Raw genomic sequence first — 17598 nt, 5'->3', positions numbered from 1 at the left:
CAGACGATGGCGCCGACGCCTTGCAAAAGGTGGCGCAATGCCAGCCCGATATTGTCATCCTCGATGTGGAAATGCCGCAAATGAATGGCTACGAGGTCTGCCAGCGCTTGCGCGAAAACGAGGCCTATCAGGAGTTGCCCATCCTGTTCCTGTCGGGCAAGGATGCGATCGAGGACAGGCTCAAGGGCCTCGAAGTGGGCGGCGATGATTACCTGACCAAGCCGTTCAACCTGTTGTTTCTGGAGGCCAAGGTCAAGGCCTTGCTCACCTTGGCCGAGCAGCGCCGGCAGTTGCGCGAATCGGTGAGTTTTACGTCGGCGGCCGCCATGACCGCCATGTCGAGCATGAGCGAGCTCGGTTGCCTGCTCGAAGGGGTGAAGACCTTCAACCATTGTGACGATTTCGCTGCCTTGGCGCAGGCGATAGTCAACACGGCGGGCAATTTCGGTCTTGATTGCGTGGTGCAGCTGCGCTCGGCGTCCGGCGTATTCAGCCTTACTTCGCGCGGCCCGGCCAGCCCGCTGGATCTGTCGGTGATCGAGCATATGAGCAAGATGGAGCGCATTACCCAGTTCAAGAACCGGCTTGCCATTACCTATGAGCAGGTTTCCTTGCTGGTTAACAACCTGCCGCTTGAGGATGCCGACCGCTGTGGGCGCTTGCGCGACCACTTGGCTATGCTGTTGGAGTCGGCCCAGGCGCGCGTGGTGGCGCTGGACATGATGCAGGCGGCGCAACACCGAGGCGAGGTGATCCGCCAGGTGGTGCAGCGTATCTCAAAGACCCTGGAGATGATCGACCAGGCCCAGCGCGAAGGCCGGGCGGCCACTGCGCTGGCGGTCAACCAGGCGAATATGGAGGCTGAACGCGCCCTGCTCAGTGTCGCGCTGAGCGATCAGCAGGAGCGCTACATGGCCAATGTGTTCCGCACCGGGCTGGAGCGGGTGGTGGATGTGCAGAGCAAGGAAGTGCTGGTGCAGGACCAACTCTCCAGCATCATCAATGAACTGAGGGCGGTGCAAGGCAGTGCCTGATGCGGTGTGTGGCCGGGCCATGCAAGGCCGGCCATGACCTGACAGGCCCCGCACTTGCCGCCAGCCCGGACGGGTGGATATGCAGATACGGCGGCGAAGGTTGCGCTTGATGTTGGAAGGCGGGGCGATGCTGGCCGGCATCGAGCTGCTGCTGCTGCTTGGTCGCCCCTGGTGGGCGCCGGCAGAGCCCAATGGCCTGCTGGCCATTCTGCTCAATATGCTGCTGCTGTGTCTGTTTGGTGGGCCGCTATTGCTGTGGCGCTTCAAGCGGCAGGCAGCCGCCGTGGGGCCGGGACGGATCCGCCGCCTGGGCGCAGTCTGGCTGGCCGCCATGGTGCTGCTCGGCAGCTTGTGCCTGACCACCCTGGTGGTGCTGGCCATGCGCGCCCAGGTACAGCGTGAAGGGCAAACCCGTTTTGACCGGATGGCCGACGCGCTTGCACGCGACATTCGCGAATACATGGCGCGACCGCTGTATGGTCTAAATGGCCTGCGCGCCCTGTATGCCAGCAATCCGGACCTGGATGGGAAGGCATTCCGTGCCTATCTGGCTGCCCATGATCTGGAACATGAATACCCCGGTGTTCGCGCCATGGGTTGGATCGCGCCGCTGGAGCGCGATGCGCTGCCGGCCTTCGAGGCGGCGGCGCGGCGCAGCGAACCCGGTTTTGCCATCAATAGCCTCAATGGCGACCAGGATCTCTATGTGGTGCGCCATATCGAGCCGCAACAGGCCAACCGAGGCGCCTGGGGGATCGATCTGGGCGGCAATCCCGAGCGGCGCAGCCTGATCGAGTTTGCCATCGATAGCGGCTTGCCGGTGCTGATGCCGTATATCCAGCTCGAGTACAAGGGCGATGGCCTGCCAAGCTTTGCCTATGTGCTGCCGGTGTATCGCGACAATGCCGATCGCCGTTCTGCCTCGGCACGGCGGGCCGCCATTACCGGGCTGGTGTTCGCGCCGGTGGTGATTGCGCAACTGCTGGACCAGATGCCCTCTGGCGACATCAGCGGCCTGAATTTCCAGCTGTACGACGGCACCAATCCCCATGCCGACCATCTGCTTTACTCGCTGGATCGCAGCGATGCTGCACCGCAGGGTCGCTACCACTTTCAGCGCATCTTGCAGTTCGAAGGGCGCAATTTTCTATTGATCGCCCACAGCACCCACGATTTCGAAGCCAGTACGGTGGAGCAGGCGCCGCTGTGGTTTGGTGCGGCCGGCAGCACCTTGGGTTTGCTGCTGGCCATGCTGATTCTGGTGCTGGGGCGCGGTCGCGAGCGCGCAGAACACCGTGCCGGCGAAGCCATGAGCGCCCTGGTACAGGCGAAAGCCGAGCTGGAGGTGGCCTTGCGCGAAGCGCAGACCATGCAGCGCACCATACGCCAGCATCTGATCGTGTCGGTAGCAGACCGGCAAGGCAGGATAGTCGAAGTCAATGATGCCTTTTGCGCGCTGACCGGCTACTCCCGTGCTGCCTTGCTGGGGCAGGATCATCGCCTGCTTGGCTCCGGCCTGCATGACAAGGCCTTCTGGCAAAGTGTCTGGCAGGCGATCAGCCAGGGTAAACCTTGGCGCGGCGAGATCTGCAATCGCAATGCCCAGGGTGAGCAGTACTGGGTGGATAGCCTGATCGCCCCGTTCCCCGACCAGAACGGCCTGGTGGAGCGCTATGTGTCCATCAGTACCGACATTACTGTCAGCAAGGGCTTGCAGCAGGCGCTGGAGCAGGAACGACAGTATTTCGCCAATGTGCTGGAAGGCACCCATGCCGGCACCTGGGAGTGGCAGGTCGCGACCGGCCAGGTGCACGCCAATGCGCGCTGGACCGGGATGATCGGCTACACCGAAGCAGAACTGGCGCCACTGACGGTGGAGACCTGGCGCAGCCTGCTGCATCCGGCCGATGTAGCGCGCACCGAGGAAACACTGGCGCGTCATTTTGCCGGCGAAACCGAGTACTACGAATGCGAATTCCGCATGCGCCATAAGCTGGGTAACTGGGTGTGGATACTGGCACGCGGCTCGGTGCAGTCCTGGCATGCGCCCGGCAAGCCGGCGTGGATGGCTGGCACTCATACCGATATTTCGGTGCGCAAGCTGGCCGAGCAGCAGGCGCAGGAGAACGAGGCCTTTCTCGAGCAGGCCGGCAGGCTGACCGGCCTTGGTGCCTGGCAGCTCAATCTGGAAGACATGCAGCTGCACTGGTCGGCGCAGACGCGGCAGGTATTCGAAGTGGATGCCGAGCAGCAGCTGACCATGGACGACTTCTACAGCTTCTTTGCACCGGAGGTGCGACCGCAGTTCGAACAGGCAGTGCAGGACTGTATTTCGCAAGGCACGCCATGGGATATGGAGCTCCCCATCCTGACCGGCAATGGTCTGTACGCCTGGGTACGCGTTGTCGGTGAGGCCGAATACGACGCGGCGGCGCCGGATGCGCAGGCGGCCGGGAGACGGCCACTGCGCCTTGCCGGCGCGGCACAGGACATCACCGCGCGCAAACGCACCGAAGAGGCTTTACGCGCCACCGGTTCGCTGCTCAGTGCGGTATTCGATGCAGCGCTCGATGTATCGATCATCGCCACCGGCGTCGATGGCTTGATCACCGTTTTCAACCGCGGCGCACAGCATCTGCTGGGCTACTCAGCGGACGAGGTGGTCGGCAAGGAATCGGCCACCCTGTTCCATCTGCAGGGTGAACTGGTCCAACGTGCCGAGCGTTGCTCGGCCGAGGTGGGCTTCGAGCTGGACACGGAAGGCGTGTTGTACGCCAAGGCCGACCAGGGCATTACCGAGCCGGAGGAATGGACCTATGTGCGCAAGGATGGCAGCCAGTTCACCGCGGTGGTGATCGTCAGCGCCATGCGTACCGATGAGGGGGCGCTGATTGGCCACTTGGCGGTGGGCTATGACAATACCGCCCGCAAGGAATACGAGCGCAGTCTGCAGCAAGCCAAGGAGCAGGCCGAGCAGGCCACCTTGGCCAAGAGCCAGTTCCTGGCGAATATGAGCCATGAAATCCGCACGCCGATGAATGCGATCATCGGCATGCTGCAATTGCTGCAATACACCGAGCAGACAGCGCAGCAGCAGGATTACAGCAGCAAGGCGGAAATCGCGGCCAAATCGCTGCTGGGCATCATCAATGACATTCTCGACTTCAGCAAGGTGGAAGCCGGCAAGATGACGCTGGACCTGCACCCGTTCCGCCCGGCGCAGCTAGTGCGCGAGTTGGCGGTGATACTCGGAGCCAGCGTCGGCAGCAAGCCGGTACAGCTGCAGTTCGATATCGATGCCGATCTGCCGGCGGCGCTGCTTGGTGACGACCTGCGCCTGCAGCAGGTGCTGGTCAATCTGGCTGGCAATGCAGTGAAGTTCACCGAGCGCGGCCAGGTGGTGGTGGCGATCAAGGTGCTGGCGCGCAGTAACGATAGCGTGCAGGTGCAGTTTGCGGTACGCGATACCGGCATCGGCATGACGGTGGAGCAGATGGGTCGGGTGTTCGAAGGCTTTGCCCAGGCCGAGGCGGCCACCACCCGGCGTTTTGGCGGTACTGGCCTGGGTCTGGCTATCAGCCGCAGCCTGGTGGAAATGATGGGTGGCGAGATTTCGCTGCGCAGCGAGCCCAATGTCGGTAGCGAATTCTCTTTCTCGCTGGATATGGCACTGGCCGAATTGCCGGAGCTGGAATTGCCGGCCGAAGCGGTGCCAGCGGCGATCGCTGCGCCCGCCAAGCCCAGTACGCCTCCCTGGCAGGTATTGGCCGCGCCGGCTTTGCCCGAGCCGCTTGGCCAGCTGCGCTGCCTGGTGATCGATGACAATGACACGGTGTGCGATACGGTAATGACCATGGCACAGGGCATGGGCTGGCTGGCCGAGGCTTGCACTGACGGCGCCCAGGGCGTGCAGCGCATTACTGATCAGGCCGCCGCTGGTCAGCCGTTTGATGTCGTGCTGGTGGACTGGCAGATGCCGGGGCTGGATGGCTGGGAAACCAGCCGTGAGATCCGGCGCCTTGGCGCGGCTGGCGGCGAGTTGATCATCATCATGATGAGCTCGCATGGCATGGATATGCTTGGCTATCGCAGCGAGCGCGAGCAGGCCATGCTCAACGGCTTTCTGGTCAAGCCCCTGTCGCCGGACGCGCTGCGCGAATCGGTGGCCAGTGCCCGCAATAGCCAGGCGCATCTGCGCAGCCGTCAGCAAGCTGGCGGTCGTGCGCTGGGGCTTAGCGGCGTACGCCTGCTGGTGGTGGAAGACAATGTGGTGAATCAGCAGGTAGCCAAGGGCTTGCTTGGGCGCGAGGGCGCGATAGTCGAACTGGCCGAAAACGGCGAACTGGCAGTGGCAGCGATCGCGCGCGCCAATCCGCAATACGATGTGGTGTTGATGGATGTGCAGATGCCGGTGATGGATGGCTATACCGCCACCCACAAGATCCGCAATGTATTGGGGTTGACCGATTTGCCGATTATCGCCATGACCGCCAATGCCATGCCGGCCGATCGGGCTGCCTGCCTGGAGGCCGGCATGAACGAGCATGTCGGCAAGCCTTTTGATCGTGCGCGCCTGGTGGCCCTGATCCAGCGGATGATCGCCGCCGGCGGCGACAGTGGTGCGCCGCAAGAGCCGGCCGTCGTGGAGCCGCGTCCCGGACTGACTGTCGACCGCGAGCGGGCGCTCAAATCCATGATGGGCGACACGCAGCTCTACGATGGCCTGATTGTCGAGTTTCGCCGCGAACTGGCCGGCATCTCGCAACAGCTGGAGTGGCTGCTGCAACAGGGCTCACAGCAGGAGGCGATCCGCCTGATGCATACGCTGAAGAGTTCGGCTGCCACCATCGGTGCCATGCCCCTGTCGGATGAGGCGGCACGCCTGGAGCGCCTGATCAAGGAGGAGCTGAACGCCGCGCAAATCAGCGCCGCCTGCGAGTCGCTGGCTCATCAGGTCGATCTGGTACTGAGCGAGCTCGAACGCATGGCTGAGCACTAGCCTCTGTTGACGCTTTGTCGCGATCCGCCGACAAAACGTCAACAGAGCCTAATGCGCGCCACCACCGGCGCTGTGCCAGCCTTCCCTGCGGGGCTCTGCCCTACATCTGTTTGAACAAATGGGCATAGGCGCGGCTGACCGGAATCTTTTCAGGGCGTGACTTCAGGGTCAGTGTCACCTTGCCGGTAAAGTCGCGCCGCGCCTCGGCAATATCGGCCACATTCACGACGGTGGCGCGATGCACCTGCCAGAACCGGTCGGGATCAAGCTGGTCGCAGAGCTCCTTCAGCGAGGTGCGGATCAGGTATTCGCCACTGGCAGTCAGCACCGTGGTGTATTTGTCAGCGGCATGGAAATAGCAGACATCATCGACCGCGATCAGCTTCACTTCATTGCCGTGGCCTGCGCGTATCCAGCTGAGCCGGCCCGTGCCGCCTGGACGGTCGTGGCCGAGCAGGTCGCGCAGTCGGTCGAGCAGATCGTCCCCATGCGGGTTTTGCTGACTGCTCAGCCGCTCCTGCAGCTTGTTGATGGTCTGCACCAGGCGCTCATCGCTATACGGTTTGAGCAGGTAATCGATAGCGTCGCGCTCGAAGGCTTCAACCGCGTACTGGTCATAGGCGGTGACAAATACGCAGTGGCAGTCCTGGGCTGATCGGGCCACCTCGAGGCCGGTAAGGCCGGGCATCCTGATATCGAGAAAGGCAATGTCCGGCTCATATTCATGCAGCGCGCTGGCCGCTTCCAGGCCGTTGCGGGCTATGCATACTATATCGAGCCCTGGCCATAGAGCGGTGAGGCGGGCCTTGAGGTAGTCCGCCAGATGCGGCTCGTCGTCGGCAATGATGGCGGTGGCGGAAGTGCTTGGCTTGAGCATGGTGGGCCTTTGGGGGCTAGTGGGCCATGGGTTGGCTGGCTTGATCGGGCAGCGGTATTTCCAGACGCGCCAGTGTTCCGCCGCCGGCCTGGCCGAGCAATTCGAACCTTGCTTTGCCTTCGTACAGCGAAGCCAGGCGTTCGCGCACATTGCTGAGGCCAACGCCATGGCTGGACACCGTCGCCGGCAAGCCCAGGCCATTGTCGCTGACTTCCAGGCGCAGCCACTGACCGGTGCGGCTGACCGAAACCGATACGGCGCCGCCTTCGACCTTGGGCTCCAGCCCGTGCTGGATGGCATTTTCCACCAAGGGCTGCAACAGCATCGGCGGCAGCGGGCAAGCCTGCAGATCGCCGGGGCAATCGATACGGAACTGCAGGCGGCTGTCCATGCGGATCTTCAAGATGCCGAGATAGGCGCGCAGCAGGCTGCATTCCTCGCCCACCGTGCCGATGTCGTTGCGGGTGCGGGCCAGTGAGGCGCGCAGGTAGTCGTTGAATAGGCCCAGCATCTGTTTGGCCAGGCTGGGCGATACATCGATCAGGCTCTGCACATTGGCCAGGGTGTTGAACAGGAAATGCGGCTCGATCTGCGCCTGCAGCATGCGCAACTGCGCCTGCATCAGCCGGCGCGCCTGCTCGGCATTCTTGGCCTGTTCTGCCTGGTAGGCAGCGGCCATGCGCCCGGCTTTTTCGCGCCCCCAGAGAATGCTGGCGACAATCGCGGAAATCATGGTGGTGACTGCCAGACTCACCAAGAGATGCAGCAGCAAGCGTTCAGGCGCCTCGCGTACGGCATTGATCCAGTCGTCTATGCGAAGTAGCCAGTTGAATAGCACCCCGAGCACGCTGCTACCGAGGACAGCGCCGGCCATATAGTAGGGCTCGCGCCGGGGGGAAGGCTTGGCAATGGCAAAGATGGCGGTAATACCGGCTAGCAGGGCCAGTCCCAGCAGGTGAAAGGTCAGCAGGATCCGCCATAGCGGAGACTGAGTAATATGGGCGTACCAAACGCTGATCGCGGTATTGATCGCCAGCGTAATCAGAAGATTGCGCCACAGCGGACTGCGGTAGCGTGTGTCAAAGTCTGGTCTGGTCATATCAGCCTGGCGCAAGTGCGAAGATCTAAAGTTCAATTCAGGTGCAGCCTAAACCGGGCAGGAGCAATTGAGGCAGCATCATGCGACAGGCTGCTTCATTTCCGGTCAAAGCCGGCTTATGCGGGACGAGCGGTTGGAAGTGGCGGACGGAAGTGATGTTGATCGGCATAGAACTGCGCGTCTTGCCGTGGCCACCAGCCGGGGATGCCGAGCAAGGGCATGGGGGGCAGGCTGGCCGGTGTGCTCAAGGCGCCGTGCGCGATGTTTTTTGCCAGAGCCTCGTCCAGATGGGCAAGCTGCTCGGCCTCGCCCAGGGCGAACCACGATGCCGGCACAGCCAGTGGCACTACCTTGGCTACCATGCCGATATAGGGCGACAAGGCCTTTTCCAGCACGGCATGGCCGAAAACCAGCGGCTTGCGCCTTGTCCCCCATGCGCCGCGCTGTTCGACGAACAGGGTAGACCAGTCGCGGGCATACAGCGCATCAAGCACATCATCATGGCTATGGGCCAGGATCAGGCCCGATTCATCGAGCAGGGTGGCGGCATCGCGCGCCCGACTGCGTTGCGGGCCGGTTTGCAGGCTGATTTCGCGCATATGCAGGGCATTGAGCGCGGCCTTGCTGCGCGGCCAGCTCAGCCATACCAGGGCATTGAAGCAGTCATGCCAGTTGTTGGGGCGGGTGGCCACTTCGCCTGTGTCGGCGATGCGTGGTTCATAGCCTTGCGCATCGTTGTCGGCCGGGACGACAAACCGTATCGGCGCGCCAGCAGCATTGCAGGGCTGCAAGGTGGTGCAGGCAATATCCCAGGCGGCAAGGTCTGGAAACTGCTGCCAGGCCAATTGCTTCAGGCAAGGTCGGATGCCGGCAAACCAGTCACCCTGCGCGGCAAGGTTGCTGGGCCAGATCGGGGGGGCGGGAGCGGTCACGGTGTGCTGGAGGTGCATGGGCGGTAGCCAAAGCGTGGCGCCAGCATGCAGGATAGGGTTGGGGCAGGGCAGGGCGCCAGCATGACTGACGCCCCTGAGTGGCTGTTACTGTAGTGCCGCCAGTGCCGCAGCGTAATCGGGCTCATCGGCGATTTCGCCGACCAGCTCGGCATGCAGTACCTTGTTGGCTTCGTCGAGCACCACTACGGCACGCGCGGTCACGCCGGCCAGCGGACCGGCACCGATCTCTACGCCGTAATTGCGAATGAATTCACGACCGCGCATGGTCGACAGGGTGACTACATTGGCAAGGCCCTCGGCGCCGCAAAAGCGCTTCTGGGCAAACGGCAGGTCGGCAGAAATGCACAGCACCACGGTATTGGCCAGTTTATCGGCTTCGGCATTGAATTTGCGCGTCGACATGGCGCAGGTCGGCGTATCGATGCTCGGGAAAATATTGAGAATCTTGCGTTTGCCGGCATAGCTCTCCAGCGTGACATCGGACAGATCGGCCGCCACCAGGCTGAACGCCGGCGCGCTGCTGCCAACAGCCGGAAATTCGCCGTTGACCGGGATGGGATTGCCACGCAGGGTAACAGTGGACATTGGGTACTCCTTTTATTGGGTTGGAAACGGGAATAAAACGTAAAACACCATTCCCTGTGCGGGAATGGTGTCGAGCGGTCAAGCCGGGTAGTGGCTATCAGGCGGAGGCAGGGAGCATCGCTTCTGCCAGGCTGTCGTAATTGGGTTCGCCGTTGACGTCCTGCACCAGTTCGGCATACAGCACGCTGTCGTTCTCGTCGAGGCCGAACAGGGCGGTGGCCATCATGCCTGACAGCGGCACATCGGTGATCATGACGCCATAGTCCTTGTGGAAATCGCGGCCACGCATGGTGGAAAGCAGCTGGATCTTGCGAAAACCTTCCAGCGCCACAATGCGCGACAGTGCGTAGGGCGTGTCGATCGAGACGACAAATACCCGGGTATTGGGGAAACTGTCGGCAAAGCTTTCCAGGCGCTTGGCAATGCGCAGGCCGATATCGGCATCAACACTGGGGACCACGGCGATGATCTTGCGGCGACCCATGAATTTGGACAGCGGCACATCGCCCAGACTCGTATCCACCAGCATGAAGCTGTGTGCGATATCGCCGACGCGCGGGAATCGCCCGCCTACGCCGAGGGGTTCGCCATTAAGTAGCACGGTGGCCATACGATTTTCCTCCGGTGAATGCCTCTGGCAAGTATCGGTGCCGTTTTCGGCGAAAGCAAGGCATGCAGCCCGTGCAATCAATTGCGTGTGGCGTAGATCCAGTTGATCGAGTAGCCGCTGCTATGCAGGCTGCCGAGGTCCAGCTGCAAAAAGGCGTGCAATTCGCCGCCGGCAGCAAGGCTGGCCGGCAGCGGTGCCGGCGTGCCATCGGCCAAGGGGGCCAGATAGGCACGCGCATCGAACACTTTGCGCGCAACAATCCGGTCTACATCATCGGTAAGGGTGAGCTCCATCAAGGGCAGCGCCTGGTCGAAACCGGCCTGGTTGCGCAAGGTGGCATCGACCTGGATGACGCTCGGATGCTCGGGGGCGAATTTCAATTCGGACCAGTCGGTATGCAGGTATTCGCTGCGCGACGGCAACTCCAGCCGGCAGCCGGCCAGCTCGCAAAAGCGCTGCAGGCGCGGGCGCATGCCCGGCAACTGCACTGCCAGTTCCGAGCGATAGTGATAGGCCAGTTGGCCGGCGAGGGCAAGCAGCGCCAGCAGGCAGGGAATGCTCCACAACCAGCGCCATGGCGAAGGCCGGCTGGGAACGCGCAGCAGGGCCTCATCTTCAGCAGTAAGGATAGGGCGATAGTCGGCCGGTTCATCGTCGACTGGCTGGGGCGCAGCCTCGGCAACTGGTGGCGTCACCGGCGCCGTGACTACCGGCTCGGGCGGCAGCGCCAATTGCTTGGCCCAGGATTCGAACGCTGCCGGGGAGAGGTCCTCGGCAGGTTCAGGCGGCGCTTCGATAACGATTTCATCGACGATCATCTGGGCATAGTCGCCCGCCGGATCGGTGCTTGCGGCATCGACGACGGCAGGGTCTGCCCCGGCTGCGCCGTCGGTATCCAGGTCCAGCTCCAGCATGGCCGGCTTGCTGCGAGCAGAATCGGCCTTGGCCAGCACATCGGCCAGGTGTTGCAGGCTCTGGCTGGTGAGCGAATCGGCCTCGTCGTGCTCGGCCGCCGCTGCGGCGCCAAGCTGCTGGCTGATGCTGTCGATGCCGTATCCATCTTCCTCTTGCGCTGTCGCCGCCTGGCCTTGCATTGCTGGCGCACTGGCCGGAGTTGCAGCGCTGGCGGGTGTCGGGCTGGGCGTGGCGGGCACCGGCTTGGGCGGCTTGCTGGCCGATTCGCCGATAAAGTGCTCGCGCGCGTCGAATACAAAGGCACAGCGACCACAGCGTACCTTGCCGTCAAACGCGCTCAGATGGGCATCGGTAACACGGAAGCTGGTTCGGCAGTTCGGGCAGCGCGTAACGTGGAACATGGGCGGGATCAGGCTTCAGTAATCAATCGGCAGGTCGTATTGGCGGTCACGCGGGCTCTGCAGGCAAAGGCGCAGTCGGTAGTTCGGCGCTGCCAGCCTGGCCTTGGCAAGCTAGCATGGGCTACCTTGGCCGGGCAAGCAGCGGGGCCCATCGTGTGGCCAAGCCAGTCTGATTCGCGCCAACGCAGGCTTGGCGACTTTAGCGGCGGGTGCCGGCAATACGCACCCAACCTTCGCGGCTGGCTGATACCGCCAGATCGAACTGGTTTGCGTAAATGGCGATGATGTCCTCAGCCTGCTCGGCCAGAATGCCCGACAGCACCAGGCGGCCACCGGGGCGGCAGCGGCTGGCCAGCAGTGGCGCCAGCATTTTCAGCGGGTTGGTAAGGATATTGGCGACGACGAGGTCATACACCCGCTCCGGCGCTTCGTCAGGCAGGTAAAAGTCGGCCTGTACCCGGTTCTGTTCGGCATTCTGACGGCTGGCGGTCATTGCCTGCATATCGATATCGACGCCGTGGGTTTCGCCGGCGCCCAAGAGGCGTGCCGCAATGGCGAGAATGCCCGAGCCACAGCCATAGTCGAGCACCGATTCGCCCGGAAGCAGCTGCTGATCCAGCCACTGCAAACATAGCCAGGTGGTCGGATGGCTGCCGGTACCGAAAGCGAGACCCGGATCGAGAGCGATATTGATCGCATTGGGCGTGGCTTCATGCCAGGTGGGGGTAATCCACAACCGATCGGACACCTGGATCGGGTCGAACTGCGACTGGGTCAGCCTTACCCAATCCTGTTCCTCGACCTGGCTTACCGTGAAATTGCCGGTGGCGACGCCGGCGCTGGCGGTGGCTGCTGCAACCAGGGTGGCGGCATCGGCATCATGCTCGAGCAGGGCGATCACCACGCTGTGTTCCCATAGTGCTTCGACCGGCATGCCGGGCTCGCCGAAAATCGGTTTTTCCTCGGCAGTGCCGGCAGCGGCGTCTTCGATGCTGACGCTCAGGGCACCCAAATCGAACAGGGCGTCAGACAGCGCCTCTGCATGGGCGGAATCGGCGTGGATACGGACTTCTTGCCAGGGCATTGCACACTCCAGGTCAATATGACAAAGGCCGGATAAAACCGGCCTGTGTGTATTTTACCACCTTGCTGCGGCAAGGCTGCGACAAGAACGATCAGCCTTTCTTGTCGGCCAGCAGATGCTCCAGATAGTGGATCGAGGTGCCGCCCTTTACAAAGCCCTTATCGTTGAACAGCATCTGGTGCAAGGGGATATTGGTGTGTATGCCCTCGATCACCATTTCCGATAACGCAATGCGCATACGCGCCATGGCCTGCTCACGGGTGTCGCCATAGGCAATCACCTTGCCGACCATCGAGTCATAGTTGGGCGGTACGGTGTAGCCCTGGTAGATATGCGAGTCGACCCGGATGCCGGGGCCGCCAGGCGGATGGTAGGTGGCGATCTTGCCGGGGCTGGGGATGAATTTGAACGGGTCTTCGGCATTGATCCGGCATTCCATCGCATGACCATGCAGCACGATGTCTTTCTGGCCAAAGCGCAGCTTCTGGCCGGCGGCAATGCGGATCTGCTCCTGCACGATATCGATGCCGGTGATCTGCTCGGTGACCGGATGCTCGACCTGTACCCGGGTGTTCATCTCGATAAAGTAGAACTCGCCGTTTTCGAACAGGAATTCGAAAGTGCCCGCGCCGCGATAGCCGATGCGGCGGCAGGCTTCGGCACAGGCTTCGCCGACCTTTTTGCGCTGCTTGTCGGTAATGCCAGGTGCCGGCGCCTCTTCGATCACCTTCTGGTGGCGGCGCTGCATCGAGCAGTCGCGCTCGCCAAGGTAGATGGCATTGCCGTATTCGTCTGCCAGCACCTGGATTTCGATATGACGCGGGTTTTCGAGGAACTTCTCCATATACACGGTCGGATTGCCAAAGGCTGCGCCGGCTTCGGTACGGGTCATATTGACCGACTGGATCAGTTCTTCTTCGCTGCGCACCACGCGCATGCCACGGCCGCCGCCACCGCCCGATGCCTTGATGATCACCGGGTAGCCGACCTTGCGGCCGATCTTGAGCATTTCCTCCGGGTCATCGGGCAGGGCGCCATCGGAACCCGGTACGCAAGGCACGCCGGATGCCTTCATCGCATCCTTGGCGCTCACCTTGTCGCCCATCAGGCGGATGGATTCGGGGCGTGGGCCGATAAACACGAATCCGGACTGCTCGACCCGTTCGGCAAAATCGGCGTTCTCGCTCAGAAAACCGTAGCCGGGGTGGATGGCCTGGGCATCGGTCACTTCGGCAGCGGAAATGATGGCGGGAATATTCAGATAAGACTGCGGCGAGGGCGCCGGGCCGATACATACCGATTCATCGGCCAGCTTGACGTACTTGGCTTCGCGGTCGACTTCGGAGTGGACCACCACCGTCTTGATACCGAGCTCGCGGCAGGCGCGCTGGATGCGCAGGGCGATTTCGCCGCGGTTAGCGATGAGGACTTTTTCAAACATGGGCTGTCTCCGCGGCGAAATCGCCCAAGCGACCTGCGGTCGCCGTGCGATTTGACTGCGTCGCTGCGCCGCTGCGCGGCTGGTCGCCGCGGTTTGCAATAAGGACTTTTTCAAACATTTCGGAACCCCGTGAAATGTGAAAGGTGAAACGTGAGGAAACCGTGGCACGCGCGCCACGTTTCACTTTTCACGTTTCACCAGGAGTTCAACCGATGATGAACAAGGGCTCGCCGTATTCGACCGGTGTGCCGTTCTCGACCAGGATGGCCTTGATCACACCGCTGGTTTCGGCTTCGATCTCGTTGAGTAGCTTCATCGCCTCGATAATGCACAGCGTGTCGCCGGCGCTGACCGACTGGCCGACTTCGGCAAACGGCTTGGCACCGGGGCTGGCCGCGCGGTAGAAGGTGCCGACCATCGGCGACTTGACCACGGTGCCTTCGGGCAGGCTGCTGGCTGGCGCGGCGGCTTCGACGGCTGCTGCAGCCGGTGCCGCCTGCGGCATGGCGTAATGCTGCATCGGCGAGGGTGCATACATGACCTGGGTATTCTGGGTCACGCGGGTAATGCGGACTTTTTCTTCGCCTTCGGTGACTTCGATCTCGGCAATGCCGGATTCTTCAACGAGGTCGATCAGCTTTTTGAGCTTGCGTAGATCCATGCCCGTTCCTTGTCAGATGAGGATTCAGCAGGCAGCTAGGCTGCGTGATGCTGGTTCAGATAATCGATGGCGGCGCTGAGTGCATAGCCGTAACCGGCAGCGCCCAGACCGCAGATCACGCCATGCGCCAGATCGGAGAAATGGCTGTGATGCCGGAAAGGCTCACGGGCGTGGACATTGGAGAGATGAACTTCGATGAATGGCAGCCTCACACCGGCCAGTGCATCGCGCAAGGCGATGCTGGTGTGGGTAAAGGCTGCCGGATTGATCACGATAAAGGCAGTGCCGTCATCAAAGGCGGCGTGAACGCGATCAATCAGTGCGGCTTCGCTATTGCTCTGGAAGGTATTGCAGGTGAAACCCGCCAACCGCGCCTGCTCGATCAGGGATTGATCGATGCTGGCCAGGGTTTGCGCGCCGTAATGCTGTGGCTCGCGACGCCCTAACAGATTCAGATTCGGGCCATGCAGCACCAGAATCTTGCGAGCCTGTCCAGGTGAATTTTGCGGGGTTGGTTCGATCATAGGCGGCGAGTTTGCCGCAGTTGCGCGCACGTTGTCTACAGATCGCCGAAAATTCAGTCAAGCGCCTGCTTGAAAATCAAGGGTAATTGTTGCGGGAATGCTGATGGCATGGCGTGTCATAGGGCCGTGCCAAGGGCGTGATAAGCGTGCGGGCTGGTATAATCGCCGCTTTCCCGTATGCCGCCAAGCAGATTTACGATTCGATGCGCCTCTCTGATTTTGACTACCACCTGCCTGACGAACTGATTGCGCAGTTTCCACCCGCCGAGCGCGGCGCCAGCCGCTTGCTGCATCTTGATCATGCAGACGGCCTGCAGCACCGCATGTTTGCTGACTTGCCCGATCTATTGCGTGCTGGCGATTTGCTGGTGGTCAATGACACCCGCGTCATCAAGGCGCGCCTGCATGGTCAGAAAGACAGTGGTGGCCAGGTCGAGGCGCTGATCGAGCGGGTAATCGGCGAATACGAGGCGCTGGCGATGCTGCGTGCCAGCAAGTCGCCCAAGCCCGATGGCGTCCTGCTGTTCGGTGGCACATGGCGTGCGACCATGGTCGAGCGACAGGGGGAGTTCTTCCGGTTGCGATTCGAGCAGCCAGTGCTGGATGTGCTCGATGCGGCCGGTGAGCTGCCCTTGCCGCCGTATATTGCCCATAGCCCCGATGCCGTCGATGCCGAGCGCTACCAGACCGTATTTGCCCGCGAGCCGGGCGCGGTGGCGGCGCCCACTGCCGGGCTGCACTTCACCGAAGCCATGTTCGAAGCGCTGGCGGCGCGCGGTATACGCAAGGTGGCGGTGACCCTGCATGTCGGCGCTGGCACTTTCCAGCCGGTGCGGGTAGAGGATGTCGCCGAGCACCGCATGCATCATGAGCGCTATGTGATTCCTGCGGAAACGGTCGCTGCCATTGAGCAGACCCGTGCAGCTGGCGGGCGCATCGTGGCGGTGGGTACCACCAGCCTGCGGGCGCTGGAAGCCAGCAGTCGCAATGGCTTGCTGAGTGAAACTAGCGGCGACACCGATATCTTCATCACCCCGGGCTTTCCTTTCCGCCTGGTGGATTGCCTGCTCACCAATTTCCATTTGCCCAAATCCACCCTGATGATGCTGGTGTCGGCCTTTGCCGGGCACCAGCGCATCATGCATGCCTACCAGCAAGCGGTGGAGCAGCGTTACCGCTTCTTCAGCTATGGTGACGCCATGCTGCTCGAGCGCAATTGAAAGCAGCCATTGCTGATCCGGCTGCCATAATCCCGACATGTCCACACGCCCGCCCACCGCGCTACGCGTGGCTTTCCTGCCGCGCAATGAAAAAGGTCGCGACTTTATCGTCGGCGATCTGCACGGCTGTCGGCGCGATCTGGAGATCCTGCTGGTGGCGGCCGGTTTTGATCCGGGCAAGGGTGATCGCCTGTTCAGCACCGGTGATCTGATCGATCGAGGGCCCGATTCGATGGGTTGCCTGAATCTATTGCGCCAGCCGTGGTTTTACGGGGTGTTGGGCAATCATGAGCAGATGTTCCTTGACGCGATGACCGGCGACGACAATGCCATCGCCCTGACGGTAGCCAATGGCGGCTCCTGGGCGCTGGGTGGCATTCTCAAGCGCGACCCGAATTTCGAAGCGGCCTCGCAGGTATTGCGGCGCCTGCCCCATGTGCTGGTGGTCGGGCCGGGCACGCCGGAGCGCTTCAATCTGGTGCATGCCGCCTTGCTGGAGTCGCCCGCCGGCGTGGCCCTGTATACCGATGCCGATCTCGATGGTCAGCTGCAACAGGCCGACGAGCGCACGCCGGAGCGGCTGATCTGGAGTCGCACCCTGGCTGATGATGCGGCCATTGCTTCATTGCAGCGCCAGGCCCCCAGCTGGCGCGACGGTTTGTCGCTTACCTACTGTGGCCATACGCCGGTGCCGTATCCGGTGATCTATCAATCGCACTGCCATCTCGATACCGGTGCCGGCTACGAGGGAAATGTCGATGTGAACCGCATCGACAGCGGCGCACCGATGCGGCTGACGCTGGCCGAGCATCGCGGTGGCAAGCCGGTGTTCTATACCCGATAAGGAAGCTCTGAACGAATCGAGTTCTCAACCACCACCGTATGTCCCGCGAGACCCGGGACCAACACGAAAGTGGATAGATCGTTGATTTTTCGCAGTTTGATTCCACCCCCTCCATCCCCGCGGGGACCGCGCATTTAGCGCGTTGGGTGATTCGTACAGCGCTTACCTAGCCTTTGCGCGATCGTGTAGGAGCGGCTTCAGCCGCGAATGGATGGGCGTGGCAAATGGTGGGCAGTCGCTGCTCTGGCGATGTCTGCCAATCAATCAGACTGGATGGTGCCGGTTCGCTTTTTTGCACCGGCACTTACTCTTTTAGCCATGGCATGTGACATGGCCGTGCAAGCAAAGCGC

14 protein-coding genes are annotated in these 17598 nt (G+C 62.0%); 4 read left to right on the top strand and 10 right to left on the bottom strand.

Annotated features, from left to right (window positions below; all coding sequences use genetic code 11):
• Both ACE3OH_RS08580 and ACE3OH_RS08575 read left to right on the top strand, forming a co-directional pair.
• The coding region (locus ACE3OH_RS08580; RefSeq protein ID WP_374350856.1) for a response regulator transcription factor at positions 1–1034 on the top strand (1034 nt) is incomplete at its 5' end.
• 109 nt (positions 1035–1143) lie between these two features.
• Positions 1144–6033 carry a PAS domain-containing protein gene (locus ACE3OH_RS08575; RefSeq protein ID WP_374350862.1) on the top strand — a complete coding sequence of 1630 codons (4890 nt, stop codon included), beginning with the start codon at positions 1144–1146 and terminating at the stop codon, positions 6031–6033.
• Positions 6034–6133: 100 nt separating this feature from the next.
• Here the strand turns inward: ACE3OH_RS08575 and ACE3OH_RS08570 are convergent, their stop codons facing one another.
• From ACE3OH_RS08570 to aroQ, 10 genes are all read right to left on the bottom strand, one after another.
• The gene (locus ACE3OH_RS08570) at positions 6134–6910 is read right to left on the bottom strand and encodes a LytR/AlgR family response regulator transcription factor (RefSeq protein WP_374350853.1); all 777 of its coding nucleotides are present in this window, start codon (positions 6908–6910) and stop codon (positions 6134–6136) included.
• 16 nt (positions 6911–6926) lie between these two features.
• Complete coding sequence (locus tag ACE3OH_RS08565; protein WP_374350847.1) at positions 6927–8009, bottom strand: sensor histidine kinase; 1083 nt, start codon at positions 8007–8009, stop codon at positions 6927–6929.
• A gap of 116 nt (positions 8010–8125) precedes the next feature.
• On the bottom strand, positions 8126–8959 hold the full coding sequence (locus tag ACE3OH_RS08560) for a DUF3025 domain-containing protein (protein ID WP_374350844.1): 834 nt from the start codon (positions 8957–8959) through the stop codon (positions 8126–8128).
• 87 nt (positions 8960–9046) lie between these two features.
• Positions 9047–9547, bottom strand: a complete 501-nt coding sequence (gene tpx / locus ACE3OH_RS08555; protein ID WP_374350842.1) for a thiol peroxidase — start codon at positions 9545–9547, stop codon at positions 9047–9049.
• Positions 9548–9644: 97 nt separating this feature from the next.
• The gene (tpx, locus tag ACE3OH_RS08550) at positions 9645–10157 is read right to left on the bottom strand and encodes a thiol peroxidase (RefSeq protein ID WP_374350839.1); all 513 of its coding nucleotides are present in this window, start codon (positions 10155–10157) and stop codon (positions 9645–9647) included.
• Positions 10158–10234: 77 nt separating this feature from the next.
• Positions 10235–11473, bottom strand: a complete 1239-nt coding sequence (locus tag ACE3OH_RS08545) for a DUF3426 domain-containing protein (RefSeq protein WP_374350836.1) — start codon at positions 11471–11473, stop codon at positions 10235–10237.
• Between the two features lie 199 nt (positions 11474–11672).
• The gene (prmA, locus tag ACE3OH_RS08540; RefSeq protein ID WP_374350834.1) at positions 11673–12557 is read right to left on the bottom strand and encodes a 50S ribosomal protein L11 methyltransferase; all 885 of its coding nucleotides are present in this window, start codon (positions 12555–12557) and stop codon (positions 11673–11675) included.
• A gap of 91 nt (positions 12558–12648) precedes the next feature.
• Entirely contained in the window at positions 12649–13998 is a 1350-nt protein-coding gene (accC, locus tag ACE3OH_RS08535; RefSeq protein ID WP_374350831.1) for an acetyl-CoA carboxylase biotin carboxylase subunit, read from the bottom strand.
• A gap of 205 nt (positions 13999–14203) precedes the next feature.
• On the bottom strand, positions 14204–14659 hold the full coding sequence (accB, locus tag ACE3OH_RS08530; protein ID WP_374350827.1) for an acetyl-CoA carboxylase biotin carboxyl carrier protein: 456 nt from the start codon (positions 14657–14659) through the stop codon (positions 14204–14206).
• A 35-nt stretch (positions 14660–14694) separates the two neighbouring features.
• Positions 14695–15183: a type II 3-dehydroquinate dehydratase gene (gene aroQ, locus ACE3OH_RS08525; protein WP_374350824.1), complete on the bottom strand. Its 489-nt coding sequence runs from the start codon at positions 15181–15183 to the stop codon at positions 14695–14697.
• Positions 15184–15386: 203 nt separating this feature from the next.
• On the opposite strand from aroQ, the gene queA reads away from it, so the two are divergent.
• Both queA and ACE3OH_RS08515 read left to right on the top strand, forming a co-directional pair.
• A complete protein-coding gene (queA, locus tag ACE3OH_RS08520) occupies positions 15387–16403 on the top strand; it encodes a tRNA preQ1(34) S-adenosylmethionine ribosyltransferase-isomerase QueA (RefSeq protein ID WP_374350859.1) in 1017 nt (338 codons plus the stop codon).
• A 37-nt stretch (positions 16404–16440) separates the two neighbouring features.
• The gene (locus ACE3OH_RS08515) at positions 16441–17247 is read left to right on the top strand and encodes a metallophosphoesterase (RefSeq protein ID WP_374350821.1); all 807 of its coding nucleotides are present in this window, start codon (positions 16441–16443) and stop codon (positions 17245–17247) included.
• Positions 17248–17598 lie beyond the last annotated feature (351 nt).

This window comes from Chitinimonas sp. (assembly GCF_041904975.1).
Taxonomy (GTDB): domain Bacteria; phylum Pseudomonadota; class Gammaproteobacteria; order Burkholderiales; family Chitinimonadaceae; genus Chitinimonas.
The sequence above is the reverse complement of the archived record's forward strand: the minus strand, read 5'-3'. Positions and strand labels throughout refer to the sequence as shown.